We start from the raw sequence: 23,878 nt of genomic DNA on the forward strand, positions 1-23,878 counted from the left end.
TGACAGAGTTTAAGGACGGGTGATAACGATGGCATAACGCGCATCGGCCGGGCCCGGAACATAAAAAGAGGAGGAGCCATGAAGATGAAAACGCAGACAGTCGCCCGGTTCGAGCCGGTAACTGCGCGTATCCAGTGTGAAATCAAGCAGCCCTTCCAGCATCCAGATGTGCTGCTCAAGACCCGCAACCGGCGGTGAATCGTAGACAATCGTGGCACCGGCTTTAAGATGCCCGGCAATCAGCTCGGCGCGAAATCCCGGCGCCGGTGCAGACACAGAACGGCGCTCAAAGCCGGTTTCGCGGTCATGCCAGACCGGTTGCTGTGCGGCGCGGATAAGTTCTGGCGGATTATCTTCCAGCGCCATCAGCAGCCGTGAGGTGGTCAGCCCGTAGGCCGCACTCAGTTTACCCAGCACAGACGCCGTCGGGCTGGTTTCTGACCGCTCCACCCTTGAAAGCGTTGCCCGGCTGATCCCCGTGCGCTGCGCCAGAGACTCCAGCGACCAGCCCTGTGCGATGCGTAATTCCGCCAGCCGTTCTGCCAGCCGCAGATCGTGACTTTCCTGCCCGTTCTCCATTTCATTACCCCGCCTGATTTCTCAATACAGGGAAATTATCTCTTATCAGGGAAACAGGCAAGTTAATATAATGTAATCCGTTAGTATTAGGTAAGTTGTACAAAAATAATAAAGTTGTACAACTTTGCGACGAGACGCTAGAGTTAACATTAGTTTTATGAATATTTGGGCCAACACATGTCACTTTACAGCATCGGCGAGGTTGCTCGCATTTGTGGTATCAACCCGGTCACGCTTCGCGCATGGCAGCGCCGTTATGGCCTGCTCAAACCGCAGCGTACCGAAGGCGGCCATCGGCTGTTTAATGATGAAGATCTCGACACCATCCGCACCATTTTAGGCTGGATTGAACGGGGTATCCCGGTCGGTCAGGTGAAATCCCTGCTGGAAGGCAAAGTTGAGGCGGTGTCAGGCGACTGGTCGGAATCCGAGCACCGTTTGCTGACGGCCCTGCAAAGAGGCCAGAGCCAGAAAGTGCGTCAGGTGATAACCGAACTCGGGCGCGAATATCCCGCTGCGGCGCTGGTGAACAATGTATTTCGCCCGCTACGCGCCCGGCTCAATCCCGGCGATCACCGCCTGCGCACCCTGCGCAGTCTGTTCGATGGCCTGGTGATCGAACATGCGGTGATGTGCATGAATGCCGCCCGTAAACGTCCTGGGGTGCGGGCTGCGCTGCTGGGCTGGGGCGCAATCGATACCACCGAATTGTGGCTCGAAGCCATCGTGCGGTGTGAAGAAGGGATGCAGGTGGAGGTTCTGCCCGGTCATCTCGAAGACCCGCATCTGGAAAACGTGCTGTGCGATGAAGTCTACCTGTGGGCGGAAGGAAAACTGACGCAAATTCAGCGTTTACGCATGGCGCAGTGGGTCGATCAGGGGCTGACGATTTACCTGCTTGGCAGCGCATCGGTGCTGCTGGCGGCTGAGACAGGAAGTCACGAAGAGGCTGAAATCTGCGCAGTTGCCGATGATGAGACGGTTGTTCCGATACACAAATTAAAGGAAAAATAATGATTAAACATTTTCCTGAACCCCCTCTTTCAGCCGATGTCCTGACGCGACTGTGTGAATTCTACCGTCATCTGGACATGAGCCTGCTGCCCCAGCTTTCGCGCATTTATCACCCGCACGTGGTGTTTATCGATCCGGTCTCCCATTACGACGGCGTAGATGCCCTTGAGCGATACTTCGCACAACTGCTCAAAAAAGTGAATTACTGCCGCTTTGATATTCAGCCTCCGCTGATTCAGGGCGAAGAGGCGTCGCTGTTCTGGCGCATGGAGTATTCCCACCCTTCACTGAAAAAAGGTCAGGCGATGTCTCTTAACGGTGCAAGCCATTTACGCCTTGCCGAAAACCGCATCATTTATCAGCGCGATTATTACGATCTCGGTGCCATGATTTACGAGCACGTCCCGATGCTCGGCGGTGCCGTTCGCGCCATCAAAGCCAGGTTGAAATAATGCGCCGCGTACTGATCACCGGTGCCAGTTCGGGTATCGGTCAGCAACTGGCGCAGGATTACGCTGATGAAGGCTGGGAAGTCACGGCCTGCGGCCGCGATGGCGGCAAACTCGACGCCGTTGCCGGGCACAGCCCGCTTATCGTCCCGCTGAGTTTTGATATCACCGATCTGGCACAAACGCGTCAGGCACTTCAGGGCGTGCAGGCCGATCTGGTGATCCTCTGCGCCGGTACCTGTGAATACCTGGATAACGGCGTGGTGGAAGCCGAAAAAGTCGCACGGGTCATCAACACTAATTTCATGGGCCCGGTGAACTGCCTCGATGCCCTGCTGCCCGGTTTAGCGCCCGGCAGCCGCGTGGCGCTGGTCGGTTCAACCGCCTCCTTGCTGCCGTTCCCCCGCGCCGAAGCCTATGGCGCCTCCAAAGCGGCGCTGGCGTATCTCGCCCGTTCGCTGTCGGTCGATCTGATGTCGCGCAATATCCACATCTCGCTGATCCAGCCGGGCTTTGTCGATACGCCGCTGACCTCACGCAATGACTTTCCGATGCCGATGATGGTCACCGTCAGTCAGGCGTCGGCGCACATCCGTAAAAAGCTGGCGCACGGAGCCAGTGAAATTGCCTTCCCGCCACTTTTTGCCCATTTACTGAAGGCGGCCGCATTGCTGCCGGTGGGCGTGCAAAAATGGTTAAGCCGAAAAATGGTGAGATAAGATGACAACAAAAGTGGCGATCGTCGGCAGCGGTATTTCCGGCCTCAGCTGTGCGTGGTTACTGGCGCAGCGTCAGCCTGACTGTGAAATTACTGTGTATGAATCCGCGGCGACGCTGGGCGGGCACACCGCCACGCAGGACGTGGTGTGCGACGGCAAAGAGTACGCCATCGACACCGGTTTTATTGTCTACAACACCCGCACCTATCCTCATTTTATTGCCCTGCTGAAAGAGCTGGGCATTGAAGGCCAGACCACCGAAATGAGTTTTTCGGTGCGAAACCCGGTGAGCGGGCTGGAGTATAACGGCCACTCGCTGAACAGCCTTTTTGCCCAACGGCGTAACCTGTTTAAGCCACAGTTCTGGCGGTTTATCCTCGAAATTCTGCGCTTTAATAAACTGTGCAAGGCGCGCCTGCTCAATGCGCATAACGATGAAGATACGCTGGCTGACTTGCTGGATCAGAACGGCTTTACCCCGTTTTTCGCCCTGCACTACGTGCTGCCCATGGGCGCGGCGATCTGGTCCTCTTCCCTGAACGACATGGCGAATTTTCCGCTGTCGATGTTCCTGCGCTTTTTCGACAATCACGGCCTGCTGGACGTGGCTAACCGCCCGCAGTGGATGGTGGTGCCGGGCGGCTCGCGGGAATATATCCGCCGGATGCACGAAAAATTACCGCGCAGCGTGACCCTCAGAACCCATACGCCGGTGACTGCCATCACCCGCAGCACTTACGATGTGACGCTGCACTCCGCACGCGGCGAAGAAACCTATGATCAGGTGATTTTTGCCTGCCATTCCGATCAGGCGCTGGCGATTTTAGGCGACAGCGCCACGGCGGATGAACGTGCCATACTCAGTTCGCTGCCGTACCAGGCCAACGACGTGATTTTGCACACCGACACCCATCTGTTGCCGCGTGAAAAGCGTGCGTGGGCGAGCTGGAATTATCAGTTACCTAATTCGCTGAAATCCTCCACCCGTGCCGATATGCGCGATACCAGCCCGGCGCACACCCGCCGCGCCAGCGTGACCTACAACATGAATATTTTGCAGGGTCTGGATGCGCCACACACTTTCTGCGTCTCGCTCAATCCGCTGACGCCGATTGATGAAAGCAAGGTGCTTTTCCGCACCACCTACATGCACCCTGTGCTGAATCTGGAAAGTCACCACGCGCAGCAACAGCGTTTTCGCATTAACGGCCAGCACCGCACCTGGTTTTGCGGCGCGTACTGGTACAACGGATTTCATGAAGACGGTGTCAACAGCGCCCGCGATGTGGTCGCGCAACTGGATTTGCAACTCAGCCGTGAAGCAGAACAACGGACGTCTGAGCAGGCCGCGTCATGAACAGCACGCTGTACGTCGGCACGGTGCGCCATCGCCGGTTTACGCCGGTCGATCACCGCTTCGACTACGACATTTTCATGCCGCTGATCGACCTTGACGAGCTGGATCAACTCCCCGCCGTGGGCATCCGCCTTGAGCGGTTTTCAGCGGCGAGCTTTCGCCGCAAAGATTATCTCGGCGGCGGCGACATCAAAACCAAAGCACAGGACCGGATTGCCGAACTGACCGGAGAACGCCCGGATGGCCGGGTGATGTTGCTGTGCCAGTTGTGCTATTTCGGCTGCTATTTCAATCCGGTCAATTTTTACTACCTGTATGATAAGGCAGGTATTTTGCGCTGGATGCTGGCCGAAGTACGCAATACGCCCTGGAACGAACGCCACACCTACGCCGTGCTCCCTGACGGCTCGCAACCGGTGCCGAAAGCCTTTCATGTGTCGCCCTTTAATCCGATGGACATGGTCTATCACTGGCGTCTGACACCACCCGGAAAAGAGTTACACATCACTATCGAAAATCACCGCAAAGAACGTGAATTCGATGCTGCCCTGTCCCTCAGGGCGCTGCCGCTGACCCGCGAGGCGCTGCGTAAGCAACTGTGGCGACTGCCCCTGATGACCGCGAAAACCGCCCTGACCATTTACTGGCAGGCGGTAAAACTGTGGCTGAAACGGGCACCTGTTTATTCTCATCCTCCTGTTGATAAGGACTGATCATGAGCCAACCCGAAGTGCAACTCGCCCGCGAAGGGGCGACGAACCGGCGCAGCAAGGCTGCACGCGCACTGATCCTCGGCGTGTTAAAACAGCTGCATGGTGCCGGTCTGACCCTGCGGGAAGCCGGCGAGAATTCGCTGTTTTTTGGTGACCCGACGGCGCCGCTGCAAGGGGAAATCGAAGTACATAACCTGCGCGCCTACCGCCGTGTTTTGCTCGGCGGCAGCATTGCGGCGGGAGAAAGTTATATTGACGGCGACTGGACGACGCCCAATCTGACCACCGTGCTGCAACTGCTGGCGGAAAACCTCAAACTGGTTGATAAGCTCGAGGCCCGCCTGAGCTGGGTCACCGCGCCGGTAAACAGCCTGATCCACTTTTTCCGCCGCAACAGTCCGTCGCAGGCACGCAAAAACATTTCAGCCCATTACGATCTGGGCAACGATTTTTACCAGGGTTTTCTCGATGAGAAAATGCTCTATTCGTCAGCCTGGTATCAGGAACCGCAGATGACGCTGGAACAGGCGCAGGAAGCAAAAATGCGTCGCCTGTGCGATCAGCTGCACCTGCATGCAGGGGATCACCTGCTGGAAATCGGTACCGGCTGGGGAGCCATGGCGGAATTCGCCGCCCGTGAATATGGCTGTCAGGTCACCACCACCACGATTTCCCGCGAGCAGTACGACTATGCCTGTGAGCGCATCGAAAAGGCCGGACTGACCGGTCGCGTCACCGTGCTGTTTGAAGACTATCGCGCGCTGCGCGGGCAGTTCGACAAACTGGTGTCGATAGAGATGATCGAAGCGGTCGGCAAACGCTACCTCAAAACCTTTTTCAAACGCTGCAACGCCCTGCTCAAGCCGAACGGCCGCATGGCCATTCAGGCGATCACCATTGCCGATCAGCGTTATGCCTCTTACAGCCGCAACGTCGATTTCATTCAGCGTTACGTGTTTCCCGGCGGTTTTTTACCTTCCATCACCGCCATGAACGACACCATGACCCGCTGCACCGGCCTGGTGGTACGCGATCTGTTCGACATTGGTTTCGACTATGCCCGCACGCTGCATGAATGGCGTGAACGCGTACAACGTTACTGGAATGCCCAGCTGGACGGCACGCAGGACGAACGTTTCCGCCGCCTGTGGCTGTTTTATCTGTGCTACTGCGAGGCCGGATTCCGCGCCCGCACCATCAGCACCGTGCAGCTTATCGCCGAGCGGCGCGCATGAGCACCCTGCGCTTCTGGCTGCTGACGCTGGGCTTTGATGCCTGGTGGACGCTGGCCGTGTGGGGGCGCGAACGCGTTATTGTTTTTCTGCTGATCAGCAGCTTTCTGATGCTGGCCTTTACACCGTCCCGCCGCCGGTTATGGGTGGCGGTGGCCTGCACGCTGGGCATTATTCTTGATTCTGTCTGGTGCATTCTCGGGCTGTTTGAGTTCACCGGTTCGACCGGCGTACCGCCTTGGATGATGGCGCTGTGGCTGGGTTTCAGCGCGTGGTGGTTGTGGCTTCTGGGCTATTTACAGTTCGCCTGGTACTGGCTGATCCCGCTCGGCGCGGTCAGCGGCCCGCTGGCGTATTTCATCGGTATGCGTCTGGGGGCGATGGAACTTCTCGCCTCTCCCGCTCACGTCTGGTTGCTGATGGCAGCGGGCTGGGCGGTGTTCCTGCCGCTTATCAGCCTGCCGGTTTTACTGCACAGGAGAAGACCATGAGACGTATGTTAACGGCCGCACTGGCACTGATGCTTTCCTTCTCTGCATTTGCCTCCACGCCCTGGGCGCAGTGGCAACAGGTTGGCCGCGCCACCTTAACCTGGGGGCCGTTCGAGGTTTATCACTCCTCATTACTGACACCGGGGGGGAAATATGAGGCGCAAAAATGGCCGCAGGCACTGGTTATTGATTATCTGCGCAGCATTGATCGCGAGGAGCTGACCAAAGCCACTGAAGAACAGTGGCAAAAACTGGGCATCGACAGTGAGGCGCAAAAAAATGGCTGGCTGGAAGCCGTTGAAAAGACCTGGCCGGATGTCAGTAATGGCAGCCAGATCGTCTTTCTCGCCACTGAAAAAGGCGGTCAGTTTTACAGCCGCGCCCCCAACAGCGTGATGACAGCGCCCGTCGGCGACACCTTCAGCCCGGCGTTTCGCGATGCATTTCTGGCGATCTGGCTCTCTCCCGCCACGCAGTATCCTGATTTACGCAGCAAGCTCATCGGCGCATCGGCGTCAGATTAAGGTTCATCCGACCGGAGGTTTTATGACAGTTTCCCACTCTGTTCTGCGCAAAGGTTTTCTCGGTCTGATGACAGCCTGCGTGCTGTTACTCACCAGTTGCAGCGCCGACATCAAAGATTACGCACAGACACAACCGAAGCTGGATATTTTCACTTATTTCAGCGGGGACAGCCTGGCTTACGGCATGGTGCAGGATTACACGCATAAACAAACGCGGCGTTTTGCGGTGAAAATTCGCGGCGATGTGGTTGCCGACACGCTGACGCTGCATGAAGATTTTGTCTATGACGATGGCGAGAAACAGACCCGCGTCTGGCACATCCGCAAACTGGCCGACGGCACCTACACCGGCACCGCGGGCGACATCATCGGCACCGCAAAAGGCCAGTCGGCGGGCAATGCGTTTAACTGGAACTACGTGATGGACGTCAAATCAGGCGGCAGCACCTACCGCCTGACGTTCGATGACTGGATTTACCAGCAGGATCAACAGCACCTGTTTAACGTCACCTCGCTGAAAAAATTCGGCGTAGAAGTGGCGCGGGTGACGTTGTTCTTTGAGAAGAAATAGGTCTGCCTCCTCCCCTGCAAAGGGGAGGAGTAAAACACATCGGCTTTCGGTTAAACCTTCACTTCCTTAATGACCGATTTCTTTCGCCCGAAGACAAATTTCCCCAGCGTGACCAGCAGCACCGCGCACAGGATAATCCCCAGCGCGACCCATTCGACCGGTGACAGGGATTCACCGGCGAAACCAATGCCGAGCAGAACGGCGACGATCGGGTTGACGTAGGCGTAGCTGGTGGCGAGGGCCGGACGTACGGTTTTTAGCAGGAACATGTATGCACTGATGGCGATCATCGAGCCGAACACAATCAGATAACCGAGCGCCAGAAAGCCGTGCAGCGAAGGCGTGGCGGCCAGGTGCTCGCCGTTTAACTGGCTGGCGATCAGCAACACCACGCCGGCGACAATCATCTCCGCCGCACCGGCCATCAGGCCTGCTGGCAGCGGCAGACGCGAACTCCACACTGAACCGAATGCCCAGCTTATCGAAGCCAGCAGAATCAGCGCCGCGCCCCACGGATTGCCCCCCAGATTGCTGCCGGTATTGAGCAGCACAATCCCGAACAGGCCAATGCCCACGCCGGTCCATTCCAGACGGCTGTTCGGCATCCCCCACAGGCGGCTAAAGCACAGCGTAAACAGGGGCACGGTCGCCACCATTACCGCCGCAATGCCGGACGGCACCTGCATATGTTCCGCGACGGTCACCAGACCATTGCCCACCGAGAGCAGCAAAATACCCACCGCACCGGCGGCCAGCCACTGTTTCAGACCGGGGAACTTATGCCCGCGCAGCAGCAGAAAAGTGAACATCACGCAGCCGGCGAGAAAGAAACGCAGCCCGGCCATCATCAGCGGCGGCCAGCTTTCCACACCGACGCGGATCACAAAATAGGTAGAACCCCAGATAAAATACAGCGCAAACAAAGCAGCGATTAACGGCAGCAAGGAACGGGAGACTGAAGGCATAGGAATAACTTATTAGCGTGATAACGAAGGCAGACAGTTAACGCTATTGCCCTGATTAACGGCAAGGAAATCTGTGCGATCGCATCAAAATGTTGCTAAAAAGTTTCTGCATATGACAAAACATGCGCTGAGATCAGCGATAAAGTAATCGCCGCATGAATAGTGTGTTGCAGGGGTAACGAAACAATTTATAATTCCCGACTCATTTTCTGAGGTACTGCACATGAACTCGCTTGGCAAAAAATTATTTATCGCATTGTTTGGTCTGATGGCAATTGGCGCGATCGGTGGCGTGATGGTTGCAGGCTACGCCGTGGTTATTCAGGATGACGCCAAACCGGTCAGCGATAACGATGCCCCGTCCGTGGTGCCTGCGCCACCCTCTGCGTCAGCGAACTGATTCGTCTGCTGACCGCTGCTGCCAGCGGTGTAACCAGCGGCTCCAGCGTTCAAACAGCATATCCACGCAAATCGCCAGAAGCGCGACGATCGCCGCACCCTGCAACACATAAGCGGTGTTGAAGCCGCTCAGCCCAATGATGATCGGTGAACCAAGGCTCGATGTGCCGACCGTCGAGGCAATCGCCGCCGTGCCGATATTGATGATAACCGAAGTCCGGATCCCGGCGATGATCACCGGCGCCGCCAGCGGAATCTCCACTTTACGCAACATCTGCCAGCGGCTCATGCCGACACCCTGGGCAATTTCCCGCGCCGAGGCAGACACGGATTCAATACCGGCAATGGTTCCCTGCAATATCGGCAGCAAGCCGTAAAGGACCAGCGCGATAATCGCCGGTTTTTCGCTGAACCCCATCACCGGTACCGCCACGGCCAGCACCGCCACCGGCGGAAAGGTCTGCCCCATCGCCACCAACGTCTCCACCAAAGATCGAAATTCTTTTCCCGCCGGGCGCGTAACGCCAACCCCCGCCGCCACGCCGATCACCACCGCAATCAGGCTGGATATGCCGACCAGCATCAGATGCGCGGCCACCAGCGAGGCAAAACTTTCCTGCTGATAAACCGGCCGGCTCAGTTGCGGAAACATCCAGTGGAACACCCCGCCGAGCGAGGTCATGCCGAAAATCAGCGCCAGCAATAAAGCGAACAACCAGGGTAAAGGATCGGTGATAACCCGCCGTAAACCTCGTTTCATGCCTCACTCCTTTGCGCGGTGAGATCGGCAAAATGCAACACGCCGACCGGTTGCCCCTGCTCATCCACCACCGGCAGCTGCGCAGCCTGCTGCGCAACAAACGCAGACAACGCCTGACTCAGGCTCATCGACGCCCGCAGCGGTTTCTGGCTGCCGGTATAGTGCTCGCCGTGGCGGGTGCGCGAACTGACATCCTGCAACGACAGCAGACGAATGCCCATGTCGCTGCCGCCAAAGAAATCGCGCACGAACGGCGTCGCCGGTTTGGTCAGCAACTCCAGCGGCGTTCCCTGCTGCACCACCTGCCCGTCGTTAAGCAGCACAATGCGGTCGGCCAGCGTCAGCGCTTCATCAATATCATGTGTCACCAGCACAATGGTGCGGTGGGTCATTTTATGGATGCGCGCCACTTCTTCCTGCAACGTGGCGCGGGTCACCGGGTCAAGCGCGCCGAAAGGTTCATCCATCAGCAACACTTCCGGGTCAGACGCCAGCGCACGCGCCACGCCGACGCGCTGTTGTTGCCCGCCGGAAAGCTGATGCGGATAACGCTGACGAAACTGTTTCGGATCGAGATTGAGCAGCGACAATAATTCGGTCACGCGGTCGCGGATTTTCGCCTTCGGCCATTTCAGCAGTTGCGGCACCGTGGCGATATTCTCCTCGACCGTCCAGTGCGGGAACAGGCCAATCGACTGGATCGCATAGCCCATCCGGCGGCGCAGATCCTGCGCGCGGAATTTTTCTATCGGTTCACCGGCAAATAAAATTTCCCCCCGGTCGTGCTCCACCAGCCGGTTAATCATTTTCAGCGTGGTGGATTTTCCGGAACCGGACGTACCGATCAGCACCGTGAATTCGCCTTTGGCCATTTCCAGCGTGAGATCGCGCACGACCGCTTTTCCGGCAAAGTGTTTGCTAACCTGCTTGAAATGAATCATCTGCGTGAAGTTTCCAAAAGTGAGACTGCGAATTTAAACAGGCTGTCGACGACCACCGCCATCAGCACCGCCGGGATGACGCCAAGCAGCACCAGATCCAGTGCACTGCTGAGTAATCCCTGGAACATAATGGCACCGAGGCCACCCGCGCCGATAAGCGCGGCGACCATCGCCATACCCACCGTTTGCACCGCAACAATGCGGATGCCGGTGAGGATGACCGGCAAAGCAATGGGCAGTTGTACGCGGAAAAAAATCTGAACGCGGTTCATGCCCATGCCGCGCGCCGACTCGATCACCGCTTCCGGCACCGAATCCAGCCCGGCGATCACGCCGCGCACCAGCGGCAGCAGCGAATACAACACCAGCGCGATAATCGCCGGTGCCAGCCCGATACCGCTGATGCCATGTTCCGCCAGCCACGGCAGCGCTTTCGCAAGCCCGGCCAGTGGCGCAAGCAGCAGGCCAAACAGGGCGATCGACGGCACGGTCTGAATGATATTGAGCACCGACAGCACAGCGCCGCGCCAGCGCGGTGAGCGGTGGCAGAACAAACCAACCGGCAGGCCGATCAGCACCGCAGGCAGCAGCGTGCCGGACAAAATGCCCAGATGCTGCCACAAGGCGTCGTTAAACACGTCGGAGCGGTTATCGTATTCTTTTAACAGAGAAAGTTCGGCCAGCTGGCCGTACGCCAGCAGCAACACTACCGGCAATATCATCTGGACGTTGAGCACAATCCGCAGGCTGTGGTTGCGGGTAAACCGGGAGATGGCGTCAGAGGCGATCAGCAGACACAGCGCCGAGGCAGCCCAGAAACCGCCGCCGAGCGACGTGCGCGCAATGCTGTCCTCATCGCCACCGGTCAGTTGCACTGCGCTGTGTCCGGCCAGCCACACCAGCGCCGCCAGCAGAATTTCCGCCAGCAACATTACCAGCAGGTGATGTTTTCCGTATAACGTGAGGAAGGCCGCCACCAGCAGCAACAGCGCGGGCAGCAAAATCAGCGTGGAGGTGCCGTGCAGCAGCGTCACTAGTGAAATGCCCTGCCCCGACACCAGCCGGTTCGGCGCATGGCTGAGAAATGCCAGGCCATAACCGGCCAGCAAAAGCAGCAAAACCAGCGTCAGCAGCACGCGGTTTTTGACGAATGAATGATGAGTCAAAACAGTACCTGAGTCCGGAGAGCACGACCCGCAGGCCGTGCTCTGGGCGTCACTGCCCGATTATTTTTTAACGAAACCCTTTTCCTGCAAATACTTCGCCGCGACTTTCTTCGCATCCAGCCCGCCGACCGCGATTTTCGCATTCAGCGTTTGCAGCGTTTTAGTATCCAGCGAAGCGAAGACCGGTTTCAGCAGCGCCGGAATGTTCGGATGGGCTTTCAGCGCGGCCTCACGGATGATCGGCGCAGGTGCATAAATCGGCTGAACGCCTTTCGGATCTTCCAGCGTTTGCAGGCCGAGTGCGGCCACCGGGCCGTCAGTACCGTAAGCCATCGCCGCATTCACACCGGAGGTTTTTTCCGCTGCGGCTTTGATAGTGACCGCCGTATCGCCGCCCGCCAGTGACAGCAGCTGTGCCTGATTCAGCTTGAAGCCGTAGGCATTTTCAAACGCCGGTAACGCATCAGGACGTTCGATAAATTCTGCCGACGCCGCCAGTTTAAAATCGCCGCCGGAGCTGATGTATTTACCCAGATCAGCCAGTGATTTCAGGCCATGCGCACTCGCCAGATCGTTACGCACCGCGATGGTCCAGGTATTGTTCGCCGGGGACGGATCCAGCCAGACGATTTTATTCTGGTCGTAATCGAGCTTTTTCACTTTGTCGAAACCGGCCTGCGCATTTTTCCACGCCGGGTCTTTTTCGTCCGAGAAGAAGAAAGCACCGTTACCGGTGTATTCCGGGTAGATATCAATTTCACCGGCAGAAATCGCGCCGCGCACCACTTTGGTCGTACCCAGTTGCAGCTTGTTGGTGGTCTTGATGCCGTTAGCTTCCAGCACCTGAATAATGATGTTGCCGAGCAGCGATCCTTCGGTATCAATTTTCGACCCCACGCGCACCGTCTCATCCGCCGCATGTGCGGTGAAACTCATTGCCGACAGCGCCAGCAATGCTGCGGTCATTCCCCGCATCCGCCCTGTTCTTGCAGTCATGGTAAGTCCTCTTTTTGATTTTTTGGGTTTATGTCGCCGGGCGACGGTCTGGCAAATTAGCTTTCATCAGTGAAAACAGCGTGCTGACAAGGATAGTTCAATTTTGGGTAAGGGGTCTGATGGTGAGGTATAAAAGCAGGGCGCAACCGGCCTGGGAAATGCGTATTGCTGCACAGCTAATCTGCGAAATGGATAATGCCGGTGGGCACAGCGTGCAGAAGGCGGAAGACGAACTGATGAGGGGTTTTAAGCGCAGGCTTAGATCGCTTTGTTTTAAGTTATAGCCATTTGATGTGATGTCTCAGGTAATCAGGACTTGTGAGCGGCATCACGTCGCCTCTATGCTGGTTTTTTTGTCAAAAAGCGTAAACAAAATCATGTCTGATTCTATTGCGGCCTCTCCCGCCGCCTCTTCAGGGTACTCCGGCGCGGCGGATGCGGCGTCTGATCAACCGGTGGTGATCCGTTCCGCCTCCGATATTACGCAGTTAGTTAACCGCGGCGCCGCGAAACTCAGCGACGCGCGCGTGGTGATTGCCATCGCACTGGGCGGCGTTTTCCTCGACGCTTACGATCTCGGCGCGCTGGCCTTCGGCATGAAAGATATCACCCGCCAGTTCGGGCTGACGCCTTCCGGCGCAGGCTTTGTGGCCTCGGCGATCACCTTTGGGGCGATTGTCGGTGCACTGTTCGGTGGTTATCTGACCGACAAAATTGGCCGTTACCGCGTGTTCATGGCCGACATGTTCTTCTTCGTGATTGCGGCGCTGGCCTGTGCGTTTGCGCCAAATGAATGGGTGCTGGGCGGCTCGCGTTTTGTAATGGGGCTGGGCGTGGGCATCGATTTGCCGGTGGCGATGGCGTTTCTGGCGGAGTTCTCAAAACTGCAGGGGCGCGGCAATAAAGCCTCGCGCGTGGCGATGTGGTGCCCGACGTGGTACGCCGCCATCAGCGTCTCCTATCTGCTGGTACTGCTGCTGTATGCGGTGCTGCCCGCCACGCACACCGACTGGTTATGGCGTCTGATCCTCGGTTTCGGCGCGGTGCCTGCCATTCTGATTATCGCCATCCGCCACCGTTATATGAATGAATCGCCGGTGTGGGCGGCCAATCAGGGCGACCTGCAAGGTGCGGCGGCTATCCTGCGCAAGTCTTATAACATCAATGCCGTTGTTGCCGACGATGCGGATAAAACGCCGCAGGTGAAAGTGCGCAAAGCCGCATGGCGCAACTACGGCACGCTGTTGCAGGGCATTTACCTGCGCCGCACCGTGCTGGCGACCGTCACCGCCGTGGCTTCGTCGTTTGCTTATAACGCCGTGGCGTTCGGGCTGCCGGTGATTTTATCGAGCTTCCTGCAACAGTCGATGATCAGCACCATTCTGTTTTCACTCGGTCTGAACCTGTGCTTTGCCTTCGTCGGCGGGCTGATTGCGGTGCGTTACGTGTCGAAATTTGGCGCATGGAAAATGACCTACGCCGGTTATGCCTGCCAGCTGGTGGCGATGATCGGCCTCGCGCTGGTGGGCCGCCCGGCAGACGGCGGTGAAGCGGCGATCTCCATCGCTATGCTGGCATTATTCCTGTTCGGTCAGGGTTTCGGACCCGGCTCGCACACCATGACTTTTGCCTCGCTGAGTTATCCGACTTCCCTGCGCGGCATGGGCGTCGGCTTCAACCAGACGCTGATGCGCGCCAGCTCAACGCTTTCCCTGTTCCTGTTCCCGGTACTTTCTGCGGCACTGGGCACCGGCGTATTCTGGGTGATCGCGTTAGCACCGCTGGCGGGATTGATCGTGCTGACCGCGATACGGTGGGAACCCTCAGGGTATGATGTCGATGCAGAGGATTTTAATGCCGAAGCCGGGCATTAAGGCGGCTTAATCAGTTCAGAACGAGAAAATTTCGGTTTCTTACGTGCGGTGATCACTTATCACGCTGCGCCGAAACCGCCCAAGAGAGGGAAGTGCTTTCCCTCTCTTGGATCTCTCCCCGCTTTTTCAACACGCGCTCCGCTCGCTGGCTATGTTTCAGTTACCACGGCGACAGGCTGGAAATCTTGCCGCTGCGCGGTGCCTTCGTTTCGGGTTTGCAGCCTCTGGTCTGCAACCTCTCACTCAGCAAGATTTCTGAATCGCCCGCAGCTTTTTAAAGAATGAAGTACGTGAGGTTGTGAAGTAAAAGCCTGAGGCCGGTTCCAAAATTCCGCCGGAGGTAAGATTTCTGAATCGCCCGCACGATCTTAAATTCAAAACCCATTCCCGTTGGCTTTTCAAATCAAAATCAGTGAGGTTTTGAAGTAAAAGCCTGAGGCCGGTTCCAAAATTCCGCCGGAGGCAAGATTTCTGAATCGCCCGCACGATCTTAAATTCAAAACCCATTCCCGTTGGCTTTTCAAATCAAAATCAGTGAGGTTGTGAAGTAAAAGCCTGAGGCCGGTTCCAAAATTCCGCCGGAGGAGAGGCGCAAAACCGCGCGTCTTTTTGCGCGGGTTGTAGCCCGAACGAAGGGAACCGCGTAGCGGCGGGATTTTGCGGCTATCGCTGCGGTACCTGAAACATAGCCAGCGAGCGGAGCGCGCAGTGAAAAAAGCGCGGGAGTCCAGAGGGCGCGCGCTTACGCGTCCTTTGGGCCAGTGTGGGCGGCGAGCCCACGGTCTTGACCTTAAAGCCAGTGTTGAGCGGCTAACTCAACGCATCAAATCACCGCGCTTCTCGGCGCAAAAACATACCCCACGCCACTTTCGATCATCGCCGCCACCAGCTCGAATCCGCCATTCGGTTTACCCTTGGCAAACTCCATTTCGCTGGTAAACACCGGGGATACCCAAAACTGATTCACCGGGTCGCCGTAAATTTTCGGCAGACGCATTTTGTCCGCAGGTCCGCACAAGGCAGAGGAGATCACGTGGCCTTCGAAACCCATCGGGGCCATCGGTGACATCAGCGTGTGGCCTTCACCGAGCCAGCTCAGGGTGGTCCAGGGCACCTGCGCATAGCCGGAAAGTGCGCTCGCCATCTGCACGGCATTCTCTTCGCTGACGTACTCTTTACCGACCGAAAAAGCCAGTTCGATACGACGGTGCTTTTCGGCTTCATCGTTGAAAATAATGTCGATTTGCGGCATCGGGCGGATGCTCATGCCCACGGTGAAGAAATAGTAATTCTCGTCATCCTCATGCTGGGAAATCGCCATCGGCGGCCAGCTGCCCTGATTGATCAGATAGTATTTCAGTGAGGGGCCAAAACGATCTTCGTAAGATTCCAGCAGCTTGCGCTGGATTTTCGGCCAGGGGTTGCTGAACTCATTTTGCCAGTCGCGCCAGAACAGACGGGTTTTTTCCGCCAGTTCGCACTGCATGTTGGTTGAGGCAGAACCCAGCGGGAAAGTCAGCGGGTTCTCTTTGATGCAGCCGGCGGAATAACACACCGAATGATCGATATACAAACTCCAGCCGGGGATCACCGCCAGCAGCAAACCCTGATACCACAACGCGGCACCGTCATCACTTTCGTTCCATAAGATCTGGATCTGCGACGGGTCCAGCGGCGCTTCGCCCTCCAGATTGCGGCAATATTGCGCCGCCAGCATCGGCGATATGCCGTGCTCCATCGCCTGCGTGTCATCGTTTACCGGCGCAGGCACCAGGTTACGCACCCAGCAGGCACGCATTTTCGGAAAACGGTCGCGCAAATCCTCGCGGGCGAATATGTAGAAATACACCACGCGGTTGTCCTGCTCGACCAGCGCGGTCAGGGTTTGTTTGTCGTTACTGACTTCAGCAACAATGTCGGACTGGCGCATATGACCTCGGCAATATTAGGAAGCTTATTATTCCCTGTGATGGCCAGTGTAGAACGTATAAGCAAGCCCGATAACGGGCAATATTCCCAAAAATCCCCGATAAATCATCGAAACACGCGCTTTTTTCACAAAATGAGGCGGTTAACGGCAATACAGACGAAACAGTTGCGCCAGATGTGCCGACATCGGGGTGAGCGTCGTGTCGCGCCGCTGAATCAGATAAAAGGTCGCCGTGGGCAGCGGAACATCCAGATCCAGCGCCACCAGACTCTGACCAATCACCGGATCGCTTATCACATCCACCGACAACACGCTGAGGAAATCCGTTTTGGCGATAAGGCTGGTGCAGGACATAAACGTCTCGCAAATCACGCTGATATTGGGTTCCGCGTCCATTTCACTGAACACTTCGCTGAGCAGTTTGTAGTAACTGCCGCGCGGGGTGGGCAAGGTCCAGTCGCAGTGCAAGAGTTCTTTCATTGAACGTGCGTTTTGCATCGGATGCCCGCGCCGTGCGACCACGCGATACTCTTTATCCATAAGCTTTTCATATAACAGTTCGTTATCAAAGGGGCCCTGATAATAGGTATTGACGGTGAAATCCAGCTCGCCTTGCCGCAACTCCGGGATCATCGACACCAGCTGTCCTTCGGCGATGCGCACCTTCACATTGGGAAATTCGCGGTGAAAACGGTCAATCACTTCCGGCATAACGGTGCGCGCAATGCTGGCACCGACACCGATATTCACCCTGCCGCTGGTGCCGCCCAGACGCTGGGTAATATCCTCCTGCGCCACCCGCAGCTCTTCCAGAATCAGGCTTGCACGCTTGAAAAACCCCTCGCCACAGTCGGTCAGCGTCACCCCCTGACGGCGGCGGATAAACAATCTTGCCCCGAGACTTTCTTCCAGCTCTTTAATCGATTTGGTCAGCGCGGGCTGAGAAAGATTCATCATCCGGCTCGCGGCACGAATACTGCCATGACGCGCGACCGACACAAACGCCCTCAGTTGATGCATTTTAATTTGTGATGGCATGAGATTCTTTGATAACCCCTGATTATCACTAAGAAGATTTTGGCATCTTATATGCCCTGATTGCTTTATGTACATTGAAAATCATCTAAGGCCGGCAAGTCCCCTCCAGATTTAGGTTTCCTCCTTTCTGCCTCCCGCCGCAGAAAGCCTGCATGTCTGAGAAAATAAGAGAGTCCGTGATGGTAAATGAGATTTCTGAACGCGTAGAACAGCTGTTCCCTTCCCTGCAAAAACAACGCCGTGATTTGCACAAATATGCCGAATCCGGCTGGCTGGAATTCCGTACTTCCACGCTGGTGGCCGATCGTCTCGAAAAGCTCGGCTATTCGCTGCAACTGGGCAAAGAGGTGATCGACGCAGAGTCGCGGATGGGTCTGCCCTCCGCCGCCGTATTAGCCGAACAGGAACAGCGCGCGCTGGAACAGGGGGCGATTGCCCGCTGGATGCCGCATTTTTCCGGCGGTTTCACCGGCATTGTCGCCACGCTGAACACCGGGCGTCCCGGCCCGGTGATGGGTTTTCGTGTCGATATGGACGCGCTGGATTTGTGTGAGGTGCTGGAAGACGGGCATCGTCCGTTCCGCGAAGGGTTTGCGTCCGCCAATAACGGCATGATGCACGCCTGCGGCCACGACGGTCACACCACCATCGGCCTCGGGCTGGCGGAAGTACTGATGCAGATGCGCGACCAGCTCTGCGGCACCATCAAACTGATTTTCCAGCCTGCCGAAGAAGGCACGCGCGGCGCGAAATCCATGGTGGAAGCAGGCGTGGTGGACGACGTGCAGTATTTCACCGCCGTGCATATCGGCACCGGCGTACCGGCGAATCACATCGTTTGCGGTAACGATACCTTTATGGCGACCACCAAGCTGGACGTGCATTTCACCGGCGTGGCGTCGCACGCCGGCGGCAAACCGGAAGACGGCCGTAACGCCCTGCTGGCGGCGGCGCAGGCAACGCTTGGGTTACACGCGATCCCGCGCCACAGCGGTGGTGACTCACGCATCAATGTCGGCGTTTTACAGGCCGGTACCGGGCGTAACGTGGTGCCTTCCAGCGCCACGATGAAAGTGGAAACGCGCGGTACGACCAATGAAGTGAACGAATTTATTTATCAGCAGGCGCTGAAAGTGATTTCCGGCGCAGCCGAAATGCATCAGGTGAAATTTGACATCAGACTGATGGGCGCGGCGCAAAGCAGCCCGCCAACGCCTGCCTGGGTGAATTACATCCACCGTCAGGCGGAAAAACTCGGCGAGTTCGAACAAATCATTGACCGTCAGGAAGGCGCAGCCGGTTCGGAAGACGCCACCTATATGATGGAGCGGGTTAAATCACGCGGCGGCGAAGCCTCTTACGTGATTTTCGGCACCGATCTGAGCGCAGGCCATCACAATGAACTGTTTGATTTCGATGAAAAAGTGATGACTCAGGGCATTAAAACGCTGGCGGCGCTGGCGCTGAACATCGCTGAATTCAAAGGAGAGAACTGATGGCGGATCACCACAATATCGTCAGTTTTATCAATGATTTTATCGATAACCAGCAACCTGCACTGGCGAAAATCAGTGATGCCATCTGGGATCACCCTGAAACCCGCTTTGCAGAATCGTTCTCCTCGGCATTGCTGGCCGACACACTGGAAGCCAGCGGATTTGTCGTTGAGCGCGGCGTCGGCGGCATGGACACCGCGTTCATTGCCCGTTTTGGCAGCGGAAAACCGGTGATCGCCCTGCTCGGCGAATTCGATGCGCTGGCCGGTTTAAGCCAGAAAGCCGGTTGCGACGTGGCGCAGCCGCTGGTGGAAAACGGTAACGGCCACGGTTGCGGCCATAATCTGCTGGGCACCGCTGCACTCGGCGGCGCGCTGGCGGTGAAAGCCTGGATGGAGCGCGAAAACATACCGGGCACGGTGCGTTTTTACGGCTGTCCCGGCGAAGAAGGCGGTTCCGGCAAAACCTTTATGGCCCGCGAAGGGCTGTTTGATGATGTCGATGCCGCGCTGACCTGGCACCCGGAAACCTACAGCGGCATGTTCAGCAACCAGACGCTGGCCAATATTCAGGCCTCGTTCAGCTTTAAAGGCGTGTCCTCACACGCCGCCGCCGCACCGCATCTCGGCCGCAGCGCGCTGGACGCCCTGACGCTGATGAATACCGGGGCGAATTTCCTGCGCGAGCACATCATTCAGGAAGCGCGCCTGCATTACGCCATCACCAACGCAGGCGGGATTTCGCCAAACGTGGTGCAGGCCGATGCCGAGGTGCTGTATCTGGTGCGCGCACCGCAAATGGATCAGGCGCAGGCGATTTTCGAGCGCGTGGTGGATATCGCCAAAGGCGCGGCGCTGATGACCGGCACACAGATGTCGATGCGTTTTGATAAAGCCTGCTCCAACTATGTGCCAAACCGTACGCTGGAAAGCACGATGTATCAGTACGTGCAGGCTTTCGGCACGCCGCATTACACCTCCGAAGAGCGGGCGTTTGCGGCGTCGATTCACGCCACGCTGAGCGATCAGGATATCGATAATAATCTGCTGAATATTTCCCGTACCAGCGGCGCAGAAGGCGTGGCATTCGCCGAAACCCTGCGCCACTCCCCGCTGACAGACGCCGTTGCGCCGTATGCCCCGAACGGCAATATCCTCTACGGCTCAACGGATGTCGGTGATGTCAGCTGGCTGGTGCCCACCGCGCAGTGTTTCAGCCCGTGTTTTGCGGTCGGTTCGCCGCTGCATACCTGGCAGATTGTCTCCCAGGGGCGCACCTCCATCGCCCACAAAGGCATGTGTCTGGCGGCAAAAGTCATGTCATCGACCGCCATAGACCTGTTCACTCAGCCGGATTTACTGGCGGCCTGCCAGAAAGAGCGCGACGCACAACGCGCACGGCGTCCGTATCACTGCCCGATCCCGGCGGGCGTAAAACCTTCGCCATTGAAGTAAATCATCAGCAGGTACCCGCTCATGCGCGCCCCGTTCCGGCACGCATGAGCGGCATAAATATAAAAAAAGACAAACACGACAGAGGGTTAACAGATGAGTATTCAGGCGCAAGATTCCGGCCAGAGTCCGGGAGGATTTCTCCAGTGGGTTGAACGTGTGGGTAATAAAATTCCCAACCCGTTTTTATTGTTTGTGTATCTCATTGCCGTGCTGATGGTCGCGAGTGCGGTGATTTCATGGCTGAATATTACGGCGGTAAATCCGAGCAACGGCGAAATCATCCAGGTTAAAAATTTGCTGAGTGTGGAAGGCATTCAGTGGATTTTGCCAAACGTCATCAAGAATTTCAGCGGATTTACCCCGCTGGGTTCAATACTGGCGCTGGTGATCGGTGCCGGGCTGGCGGAACGTGTCGGGCTGCTGCAAAGCCTGATGTACAAAATGGCCTCCAAAGTGAATGCCCGTTACGCCAGTTATATGGTGATTTTTATCGCCTTCTTCAGCCACATTTCATCAGATGCCGCGCTGGTGGTGATGCCGCCGCTGGGCGCGCTGATTTTCCTCGCGGTCGGGCGTCATCCGGTGGCCGGTTTGCTGGCCGCCATTGCCGGGGTCGGCTGCGGTTTTACCGCCAATCTGCTGATTGTGACCACCGATGTGTTGCTCTCAGGCCTGAGTACCGAAGCGGCGAAAGCCATTAATCCGGCGGTGCAGGTCAGCGTGATCGACAACTGGTACTTTATGGCAGCGTCGGTGATCCTGCTGACCATTGTCGGCGCCGTTCTGACGGATAAATTCGTGGAACCGCGCCTGCCGGTGTATCAGGGCGAGCGCAATGAAGAGATGAAAAAGCTGACGCCGGAACAGAACCGCGGCCTGATGGCGAGCGGAATTGCGGCGCTGGTGTTTATCGCCCTGGTGGCGTTGCTGGTGGTGCCTGAGGCCGCACCGCTGCGCAACCCGAAAACCGGTGGCATCATTCCTTCACCCTTTATTCAGGGCATCGTGCCGCTGATCATTTTGTTCTTCTTCGTGATTTCCGTGCCTTACGGCATGGTGACAAAGCAAATTCGCAGCGCCAGTGACGTGCCGGATCTGCTGGTGGATCCGATGAAATCGATGGCCGGTTTTATTGTGATGGTGTTTCCGCTCTCCCAGTTTGTGGCATTTTTCAACTGGAGCAACATGGGGAAATTCATGGCGATCGGGCTGACGGATGTGCTGGAAAATCTGGGCATGACCGGTATTCCGGCTTTCCTCGGGCTGATTTTCCTCTCGGCGTTGCTGTGCATGTTTATCGCCAGCGGCTCGGCCATCTGGTCGATTCTGGCTCCGATTTTTGTGCCGATGTTTATGCTGCTCGGCTTCCACCCGGCGTTCGCGCAAATCGTGTTCCGCGTGGCCGATTCCTCGGTGATCCCGCTTGCGCCGATGTCGCCGTTTGTGCCGCTGTTCCTCGGATTCCTCCAGCGGTACATCAAAGAGGCGAAACTCGGCACCTATTATTCGCTGGTGCTGCCGTATCCGATTGTGTTTTTCGTGGTGTGGCTGCTGATGCTGGTGGGCTGGTATCTGCTCGGATTACCGATTGGACCGGGCGTGTATCCGCATCTGTAACGATCAGTTAAGACGTCCCATACGGCGCATGGCGCGGTGCCATGAGCCGTTTCTTACCGCCCAGCGCAGTACGCTGGCAATGCGGCGGATGGCGAAACGCAACATTTGACGTTTCGGCCTGAAAATGGAAATATCCAGTTGCCTGGCCGCCCAGTCAGGTAATAATTCGATGCCCGCCTGAATCATCAGGCTGCCAACCGGCTTTGCCAGACGGCTTGGGGCGGGGGCATTTTGCAACAATCTCACCACTTCCCGCGTGCGTTCATCACAGCGTAACTGCGGGCGCATGGCCTGCAGATAAGCCTCTACGGCTGCCACGCTGTCCGGAACGTTGGCCGAACCGAGACTTTCCGCCACACGTGCGAATTCCTGATAATAGCGATTCTGATCGTCCAGACTGAGTGCCGGATTGCGGTAACGAAGATGGGATTGCAGAAAACTGTAGGCTTCGGTGACGTGTACCCAGACCAGCAGCTGCGGGTCACTGGCGGCATACGGCGTGCCAAAAGCATCCGTGCCGGTTACGCGTAAATGTATGGATTTTACTTTTTCGATTAACGCATTGGCATCTCGCGTCGGCCCGAAGGTGGTGCAGGAAACAAACTGGCTGGTGCGCCGCAAGCGGCCAAGCATGTCTTCACGAAATGAGGAATGATCCCAGACACCGGCAAGCGCCAGCGGATGAAGCATCTGCAACAGTAAGGCACTGACGCCGCCGCACAGCATAGAAGTAAAATCGCCATGCACCCGCCAGGTCACGCTTTCCGGGCCAAACAGCCCCGGATCGCCCGGCGGATGTTCAAAATCGATACCACCGGATGCCAGGCCCGAAAGACTTAGCACCTGGCGTTCAATTCTCTTTCTTACCCATGCATCAGGACTCATCAATGCGCGGCAGTGCTGACTACGGTTGCCCTGCTCAGCTGTGGCCAGATGTTCATGACCACGTCAATCAGCTGATTCAGCTGGGCGGAAGAGGCGCCATCGCGTGCCTGAACCGAGAAACCCTGAATCGTACAGGCGAGGTATTTCGCCAGCAGGGCGCTGTCAGTCACAGAGGGCATTTCGCCAGCCTGTTTTCTTTTCTCAAAGAACTCAAACAATGAGCGTTCCTGAGAGAGATGGCGTGCGCGCAGCATTTCTGCGATATCCGCAGAGGATGAAGACATCCCGGACGAGGCGCTGATCATAAAGCAGCCGCTCGGCGTGTCGCAGTCTGTAAACAGCTCCGCGATAGCCCGCAGATACTGGCCGATGGTTTCTTCGACGGACAAATCTGTTTTGCTCAATAAACATGAGCTCTTTTCGTAAAAGTTAGTCAGATAATGTTCAACGGCTGCGCGAAATAGCCCTTCTTTATTACCGAATTCGGCATACAGCGTGGGCGCTTTTGCACCTGTCGCTTCAACCAGATCCGCCAGCGACGTGGCCTCATAGCCGTGGCGCCAGAATAAGTTCAAGGCCTTGCTCAGAGCAGTTCCACGGTCAAACTGTTTTGGGCGACCGCGACTTTTCCGGACCAAAGCCGTCTGTTCAGTGCTCATACACCCTCCTTCCATCACCATTGTGATTATGGTTGTTAAAACTAATCGT

At 56.9% G+C, this 23,878-nt stretch carries 23 protein-coding genes and 1 pseudogene; 14 read left to right on the forward strand and 10 right to left on the reverse strand.

Annotated features, from left to right (window positions below; genetic code table 11):
* Window positions 1-9: 9 nt before the first annotated feature.
* Window positions 10-579, reverse strand: a complete 570-nt coding sequence (locus J1779_RS22825; RefSeq protein WP_217204866.1) for a helix-turn-helix domain-containing protein — start codon at window positions 577-579, stop codon at window positions 10-12.
* A 177-nt stretch (window positions 580-756) separates the two neighbouring features.
* Here J1779_RS22825 and J1779_RS22830 point away from each other — a divergent pair, with 177 nt between their 5' ends.
* The 9 genes from J1779_RS22830 to J1779_RS22870 all read left to right on the forward strand — a co-directional run bounded on the left by J1779_RS22830 (window position 757) and on the right by J1779_RS22870 (window position 7,649).
* Window positions 757-1,593 carry a MerR family transcriptional regulator gene (locus J1779_RS22830; RefSeq protein WP_217204867.1) on the forward strand — a complete coding sequence of 279 codons (837 nt, stop codon included), beginning with the start codon at window positions 757-759 and terminating at the stop codon, window positions 1,591-1,593.
* On the forward strand, window positions 1,593-2,045 hold the full coding sequence (locus J1779_RS22835) for a nuclear transport factor 2 family protein (RefSeq protein WP_122095802.1): 453 nt from the start codon (window positions 1,593-1,595) through the stop codon (window positions 2,043-2,045). Before J1779_RS22830 ends, J1779_RS22835 begins: the two co-directional genes overlap by 1 nt.
* Window positions 2,045-2,761: an SDR family NAD(P)-dependent oxidoreductase gene (locus J1779_RS22840; protein ID WP_122095803.1), complete on the forward strand. Its 717-nt coding sequence runs from the start codon at window positions 2,045-2,047 to the stop codon at window positions 2,759-2,761. Before J1779_RS22835 ends, J1779_RS22840 begins: the two co-directional genes overlap by 1 nt.
* Window position 2,762: 1 nt before the next feature.
* The gene (locus J1779_RS22845; protein ID WP_217204868.1) at window positions 2,763-4,118 is read left to right on the forward strand and encodes an NAD(P)/FAD-dependent oxidoreductase; all 1,356 of its coding nucleotides are present in this window, start codon (window positions 2,763-2,765) and stop codon (window positions 4,116-4,118) included.
* A complete protein-coding gene (locus J1779_RS22850; RefSeq protein WP_056778383.1) occupies window positions 4,115-4,831 on the forward strand; it encodes a DUF1365 domain-containing protein in 717 nt (238 codons plus the stop codon). The genes J1779_RS22845 and J1779_RS22850 overlap by 4 nt, the downstream gene beginning before the upstream one ends.
* A 2-nt stretch (window positions 4,832-4,833) precedes the next feature.
* A complete protein-coding gene (locus J1779_RS22855; RefSeq protein WP_217204869.1) occupies window positions 4,834-6,066 on the forward strand; it encodes an SAM-dependent methyltransferase in 1,233 nt (410 codons plus the stop codon).
* Complete coding sequence (locus J1779_RS22860; RefSeq protein WP_217204870.1) at window positions 6,063-6,554, forward strand: DUF2878 domain-containing protein; 492 nt, start codon at window positions 6,063-6,065, stop codon at window positions 6,552-6,554. The genes J1779_RS22855 and J1779_RS22860 overlap by 4 nt, the downstream gene beginning before the upstream one ends.
* Window positions 6,551-7,078 (forward strand): chalcone isomerase family protein, encoded by a 528-nt coding sequence (locus J1779_RS22865; RefSeq protein WP_217204871.1) that lies wholly within the window; start codon window positions 6,551-6,553, stop codon window positions 7,076-7,078. Before J1779_RS22860 ends, J1779_RS22865 begins: the two co-directional genes overlap by 4 nt.
* Before the next feature lie 67 nt (window positions 7,079-7,145).
* The gene (locus J1779_RS22870; protein ID WP_420804217.1) at window positions 7,146-7,649 is read left to right on the forward strand and encodes a DUF3833 domain-containing protein; all 504 of its coding nucleotides are present in this window, start codon (window positions 7,146-7,148) and stop codon (window positions 7,647-7,649) included.
* Window positions 7,650-7,699: 50 nt separating this feature from the next.
* Here the strand turns inward: J1779_RS22870 and yedA are convergent, their stop codons facing one another.
* Window positions 7,700-8,614 (reverse strand): drug/metabolite exporter YedA, encoded by a 915-nt coding sequence (yedA, locus tag J1779_RS22875; RefSeq protein ID WP_056778370.1) that lies wholly within the window; start codon window positions 8,612-8,614, stop codon window positions 7,700-7,702.
* Window positions 8,615-8,837: 223 nt separating this feature from the next.
* Between yedA and J1779_RS25745 the strand changes: the two are divergent.
* A pseudogene (locus tag J1779_RS25745) lies at window positions 8,838-8,939 on the forward strand (hypothetical protein); the annotation flags it as partial.
* A gap of 63 nt (window positions 8,940-9,002) precedes the next feature.
* On the opposite strand, the gene J1779_RS22885 reads toward J1779_RS25745, so the two are convergent.
* Genes J1779_RS22885 through osmF form a run of 4 tightly spaced genes read right to left on the reverse strand, consistent with a single transcriptional unit; the run spans window position 9,003 to window position 12,855 of the window.
* Entirely contained in the window at window positions 9,003-9,773 is a 771-nt protein-coding gene (locus J1779_RS22885) for an ABC transporter permease (protein ID WP_217204873.1), read from the reverse strand.
* Window positions 9,770-10,714: an ABC transporter ATP-binding protein gene (locus J1779_RS22890; RefSeq protein ID WP_056778360.1), complete on the reverse strand. Its 945-nt coding sequence runs from the start codon at window positions 10,712-10,714 to the stop codon at window positions 9,770-9,772. The genes J1779_RS22885 and J1779_RS22890 overlap by 4 nt, the downstream gene beginning before the upstream one ends.
* The gene (locus J1779_RS22895) at window positions 10,711-11,880 is read right to left on the reverse strand and encodes an ABC transporter permease (RefSeq protein WP_217204874.1); all 1,170 of its coding nucleotides are present in this window, start codon (window positions 11,878-11,880) and stop codon (window positions 10,711-10,713) included. Before J1779_RS22895 ends, J1779_RS22890 begins: the two co-directional genes overlap by 4 nt.
* A 60-nt stretch (window positions 11,881-11,940) precedes the next feature.
* Entirely contained in the window at window positions 11,941-12,855 is a 915-nt protein-coding gene (gene osmF / locus J1779_RS22900) for a glycine betaine ABC transporter substrate-binding protein OsmF (protein ID WP_371414303.1), read from the reverse strand.
* Window positions 12,856-13,253: 398 nt separating this feature from the next.
* Between osmF and J1779_RS22905 the strand changes: the two genes are divergently transcribed.
* Entirely contained in the window at window positions 13,254-14,750 is a 1,497-nt protein-coding gene (locus tag J1779_RS22905; protein WP_122096108.1) for an MFS transporter, read from the forward strand.
* Window positions 14,751-15,573: 823 nt separating this feature from the next.
* Here J1779_RS22905 and J1779_RS22910 read toward each other — a convergent pair.
* Entirely contained in the window at window positions 15,574-16,680 is a 1,107-nt protein-coding gene (locus J1779_RS22910) for a suppressor of fused domain protein (protein WP_217204875.1), read from the reverse strand.
* A 141-nt stretch (window positions 16,681-16,821) separates the two neighbouring features.
* The gene (locus J1779_RS22915) at window positions 16,822-17,718 is read right to left on the reverse strand and encodes a LysR family transcriptional regulator (protein ID WP_056778350.1); all 897 of its coding nucleotides are present in this window, start codon (window positions 17,716-17,718) and stop codon (window positions 16,822-16,824) included.
* Window positions 17,719-17,897: 179 nt separating this feature from the next.
* On the opposite strand from J1779_RS22915, the gene J1779_RS22920 reads away from it, so the two are divergent.
* From J1779_RS22920 to abgT, 3 genes are all read left to right on the forward strand, one after another.
* Window positions 17,898-19,214, forward strand: a complete 1,317-nt coding sequence (locus J1779_RS22920) for a M20 family metallo-hydrolase (protein ID WP_217204899.1) — start codon at window positions 17,898-17,900, stop codon at window positions 19,212-19,214.
* The gene (locus J1779_RS22925) at window positions 19,214-20,668 is read left to right on the forward strand and encodes a M20 family metallopeptidase (protein WP_217204876.1); all 1,455 of its coding nucleotides are present in this window, start codon (window positions 19,214-19,216) and stop codon (window positions 20,666-20,668) included. The genes J1779_RS22920 and J1779_RS22925 overlap by 1 nt, the downstream gene beginning before the upstream one ends.
* A 93-nt stretch (window positions 20,669-20,761) precedes the next feature.
* On the forward strand, window positions 20,762-22,285 hold the full coding sequence (gene abgT / locus J1779_RS22930; protein WP_122095815.1) for a p-aminobenzoyl-glutamate transporter: 1,524 nt from the start codon (window positions 20,762-20,764) through the stop codon (window positions 22,283-22,285).
* A 3-nt stretch (window positions 22,286-22,288) separates the two neighbouring features.
* Here the strand turns inward: abgT and J1779_RS22935 are convergent, their stop codons facing one another.
* Together J1779_RS22935 and J1779_RS22940 are read right to left on the reverse strand one after the other, a co-directional pair.
* A complete protein-coding gene (locus J1779_RS22935; RefSeq protein WP_217204877.1) occupies window positions 22,289-23,170 on the reverse strand; it encodes an oxygenase MpaB family protein in 882 nt (293 codons plus the stop codon).
* Window positions 23,170-23,829 carry a TetR/AcrR family transcriptional regulator gene (locus tag J1779_RS22940; protein WP_183846274.1) on the reverse strand — a complete coding sequence of 220 codons (660 nt, stop codon included), beginning with the start codon at window positions 23,827-23,829 and terminating at the stop codon, window positions 23,170-23,172. Before J1779_RS22940 ends, J1779_RS22935 begins: the two co-directional genes overlap by 1 nt.
* Between the last annotated feature and the right edge of the window lie 49 nt (window positions 23,830-23,878).

Origin of the sequence: Rahnella rivi (genome assembly GCF_019049655.1) — a bacterium.
In the GTDB taxonomy this organism is placed as follows: Bacteria; Pseudomonadota; Gammaproteobacteria; order Enterobacterales; family Enterobacteriaceae; genus Rahnella; species Rahnella rivi.

What these genes read in the sequence shown, in the direction of transcription:
- J1779_RS22825 (WP_217204866.1), bottom strand. Translation starts at nt 579, where the DNA reads ATGGAGAACGGGCAGGAAAGTCACGATCTGCGGCTGGCAGAACGGCTG.
- J1779_RS22830 (WP_217204867.1), top strand. Translation starts at nt 757, where the DNA reads ATGTCACTTTACAGCATCGGCGAGGTTGCTCGCATTTGTGGTATCAAC.
- J1779_RS22835 (WP_122095802.1), top strand. Translation starts at nt 1,593, where the DNA reads ATGATTAAACATTTTCCTGAACCCCCTCTTTCAGCCGATGTCCTGACG.
- J1779_RS22840 (WP_122095803.1), top strand. Translation starts at nt 2,045, where the DNA reads ATGCGCCGCGTACTGATCACCGGTGCCAGTTCGGGTATCGGTCAGCAA.
- J1779_RS22845 (WP_217204868.1), top strand. Translation starts at nt 2,763, where the DNA reads ATGACAACAAAAGTGGCGATCGTCGGCAGCGGTATTTCCGGCCTCAGC.
- J1779_RS22850 (WP_056778383.1), top strand. Translation starts at nt 4,115, where the DNA reads ATGAACAGCACGCTGTACGTCGGCACGGTGCGCCATCGCCGGTTTACG.
- J1779_RS22855 (WP_217204869.1), top strand. Translation starts at nt 4,834, where the DNA reads ATGAGCCAACCCGAAGTGCAACTCGCCCGCGAAGGGGCGACGAACCGG.
- J1779_RS22860 (WP_217204870.1), top strand. Translation starts at nt 6,063, where the DNA reads ATGAGCACCCTGCGCTTCTGGCTGCTGACGCTGGGCTTTGATGCCTGG.
- J1779_RS22865 (WP_217204871.1), top strand. Translation starts at nt 6,551, where the DNA reads ATGAGACGTATGTTAACGGCCGCACTGGCACTGATGCTTTCCTTCTCT.
- J1779_RS22870 (WP_420804217.1), top strand. Translation starts at nt 7,146, where the DNA reads ATGACAGCCTGCGTGCTGTTACTCACCAGTTGCAGCGCCGACATCAAA.
- yedA (WP_056778370.1), bottom strand. Translation starts at nt 8,614, where the DNA reads ATGCCTTCAGTCTCCCGTTCCTTGCTGCCGTTAATCGCTGCTTTGTTT.
- J1779_RS22885 (WP_217204873.1), bottom strand. Translation starts at nt 9,773, where the DNA reads ATGAAACGAGGTTTACGGCGGGTTATCACCGATCCTTTACCCTGGTTG.
- J1779_RS22890 (WP_056778360.1), bottom strand. Translation starts at nt 10,714, where the DNA reads ATGATTCATTTCAAGCAGGTTAGCAAACACTTTGCCGGAAAAGCGGTC.
- osmF (WP_371414303.1), bottom strand. Translation starts at nt 12,855, where the DNA reads ATGCGGGGAATGACCGCAGCATTGCTGGCGCTGTCGGCAATGAGTTTC.
- J1779_RS22905 (WP_122096108.1), top strand. Translation starts at nt 13,254, where the DNA reads ATGTCTGATTCTATTGCGGCCTCTCCCGCCGCCTCTTCAGGGTACTCC.
- J1779_RS22910 (WP_217204875.1), bottom strand. Translation starts at nt 16,680, where the DNA reads ATGCGCCAGTCCGACATTGTTGCTGAAGTCAGTAACGACAAACAAACC.
- J1779_RS22915 (WP_056778350.1), bottom strand. Translation starts at nt 17,718, where the DNA reads ATGCCATCACAAATTAAAATGCATCAACTGAGGGCGTTTGTGTCGGTC.
- J1779_RS22920 (WP_217204899.1), top strand. Translation starts at nt 17,898, where the DNA reads ATGGTAAATGAGATTTCTGAACGCGTAGAACAGCTGTTCCCTTCCCTG.
- J1779_RS22925 (WP_217204876.1), top strand. Translation starts at nt 19,214, where the DNA reads ATGGCGGATCACCACAATATCGTCAGTTTTATCAATGATTTTATCGAT.
- abgT (WP_122095815.1), top strand. Translation starts at nt 20,762, where the DNA reads ATGAGTATTCAGGCGCAAGATTCCGGCCAGAGTCCGGGAGGATTTCTC.
- J1779_RS22935 (WP_217204877.1), bottom strand. Translation starts at nt 23,170, where the DNA reads ATGAGTCCTGATGCATGGGTAAGAAAGAGAATTGAACGCCAGGTGCTA.
- J1779_RS22940 (WP_183846274.1), bottom strand. Translation starts at nt 23,829, where the DNA reads ATGAGCACTGAACAGACGGCTTTGGTCCGGAAAAGTCGCGGTCGCCCA.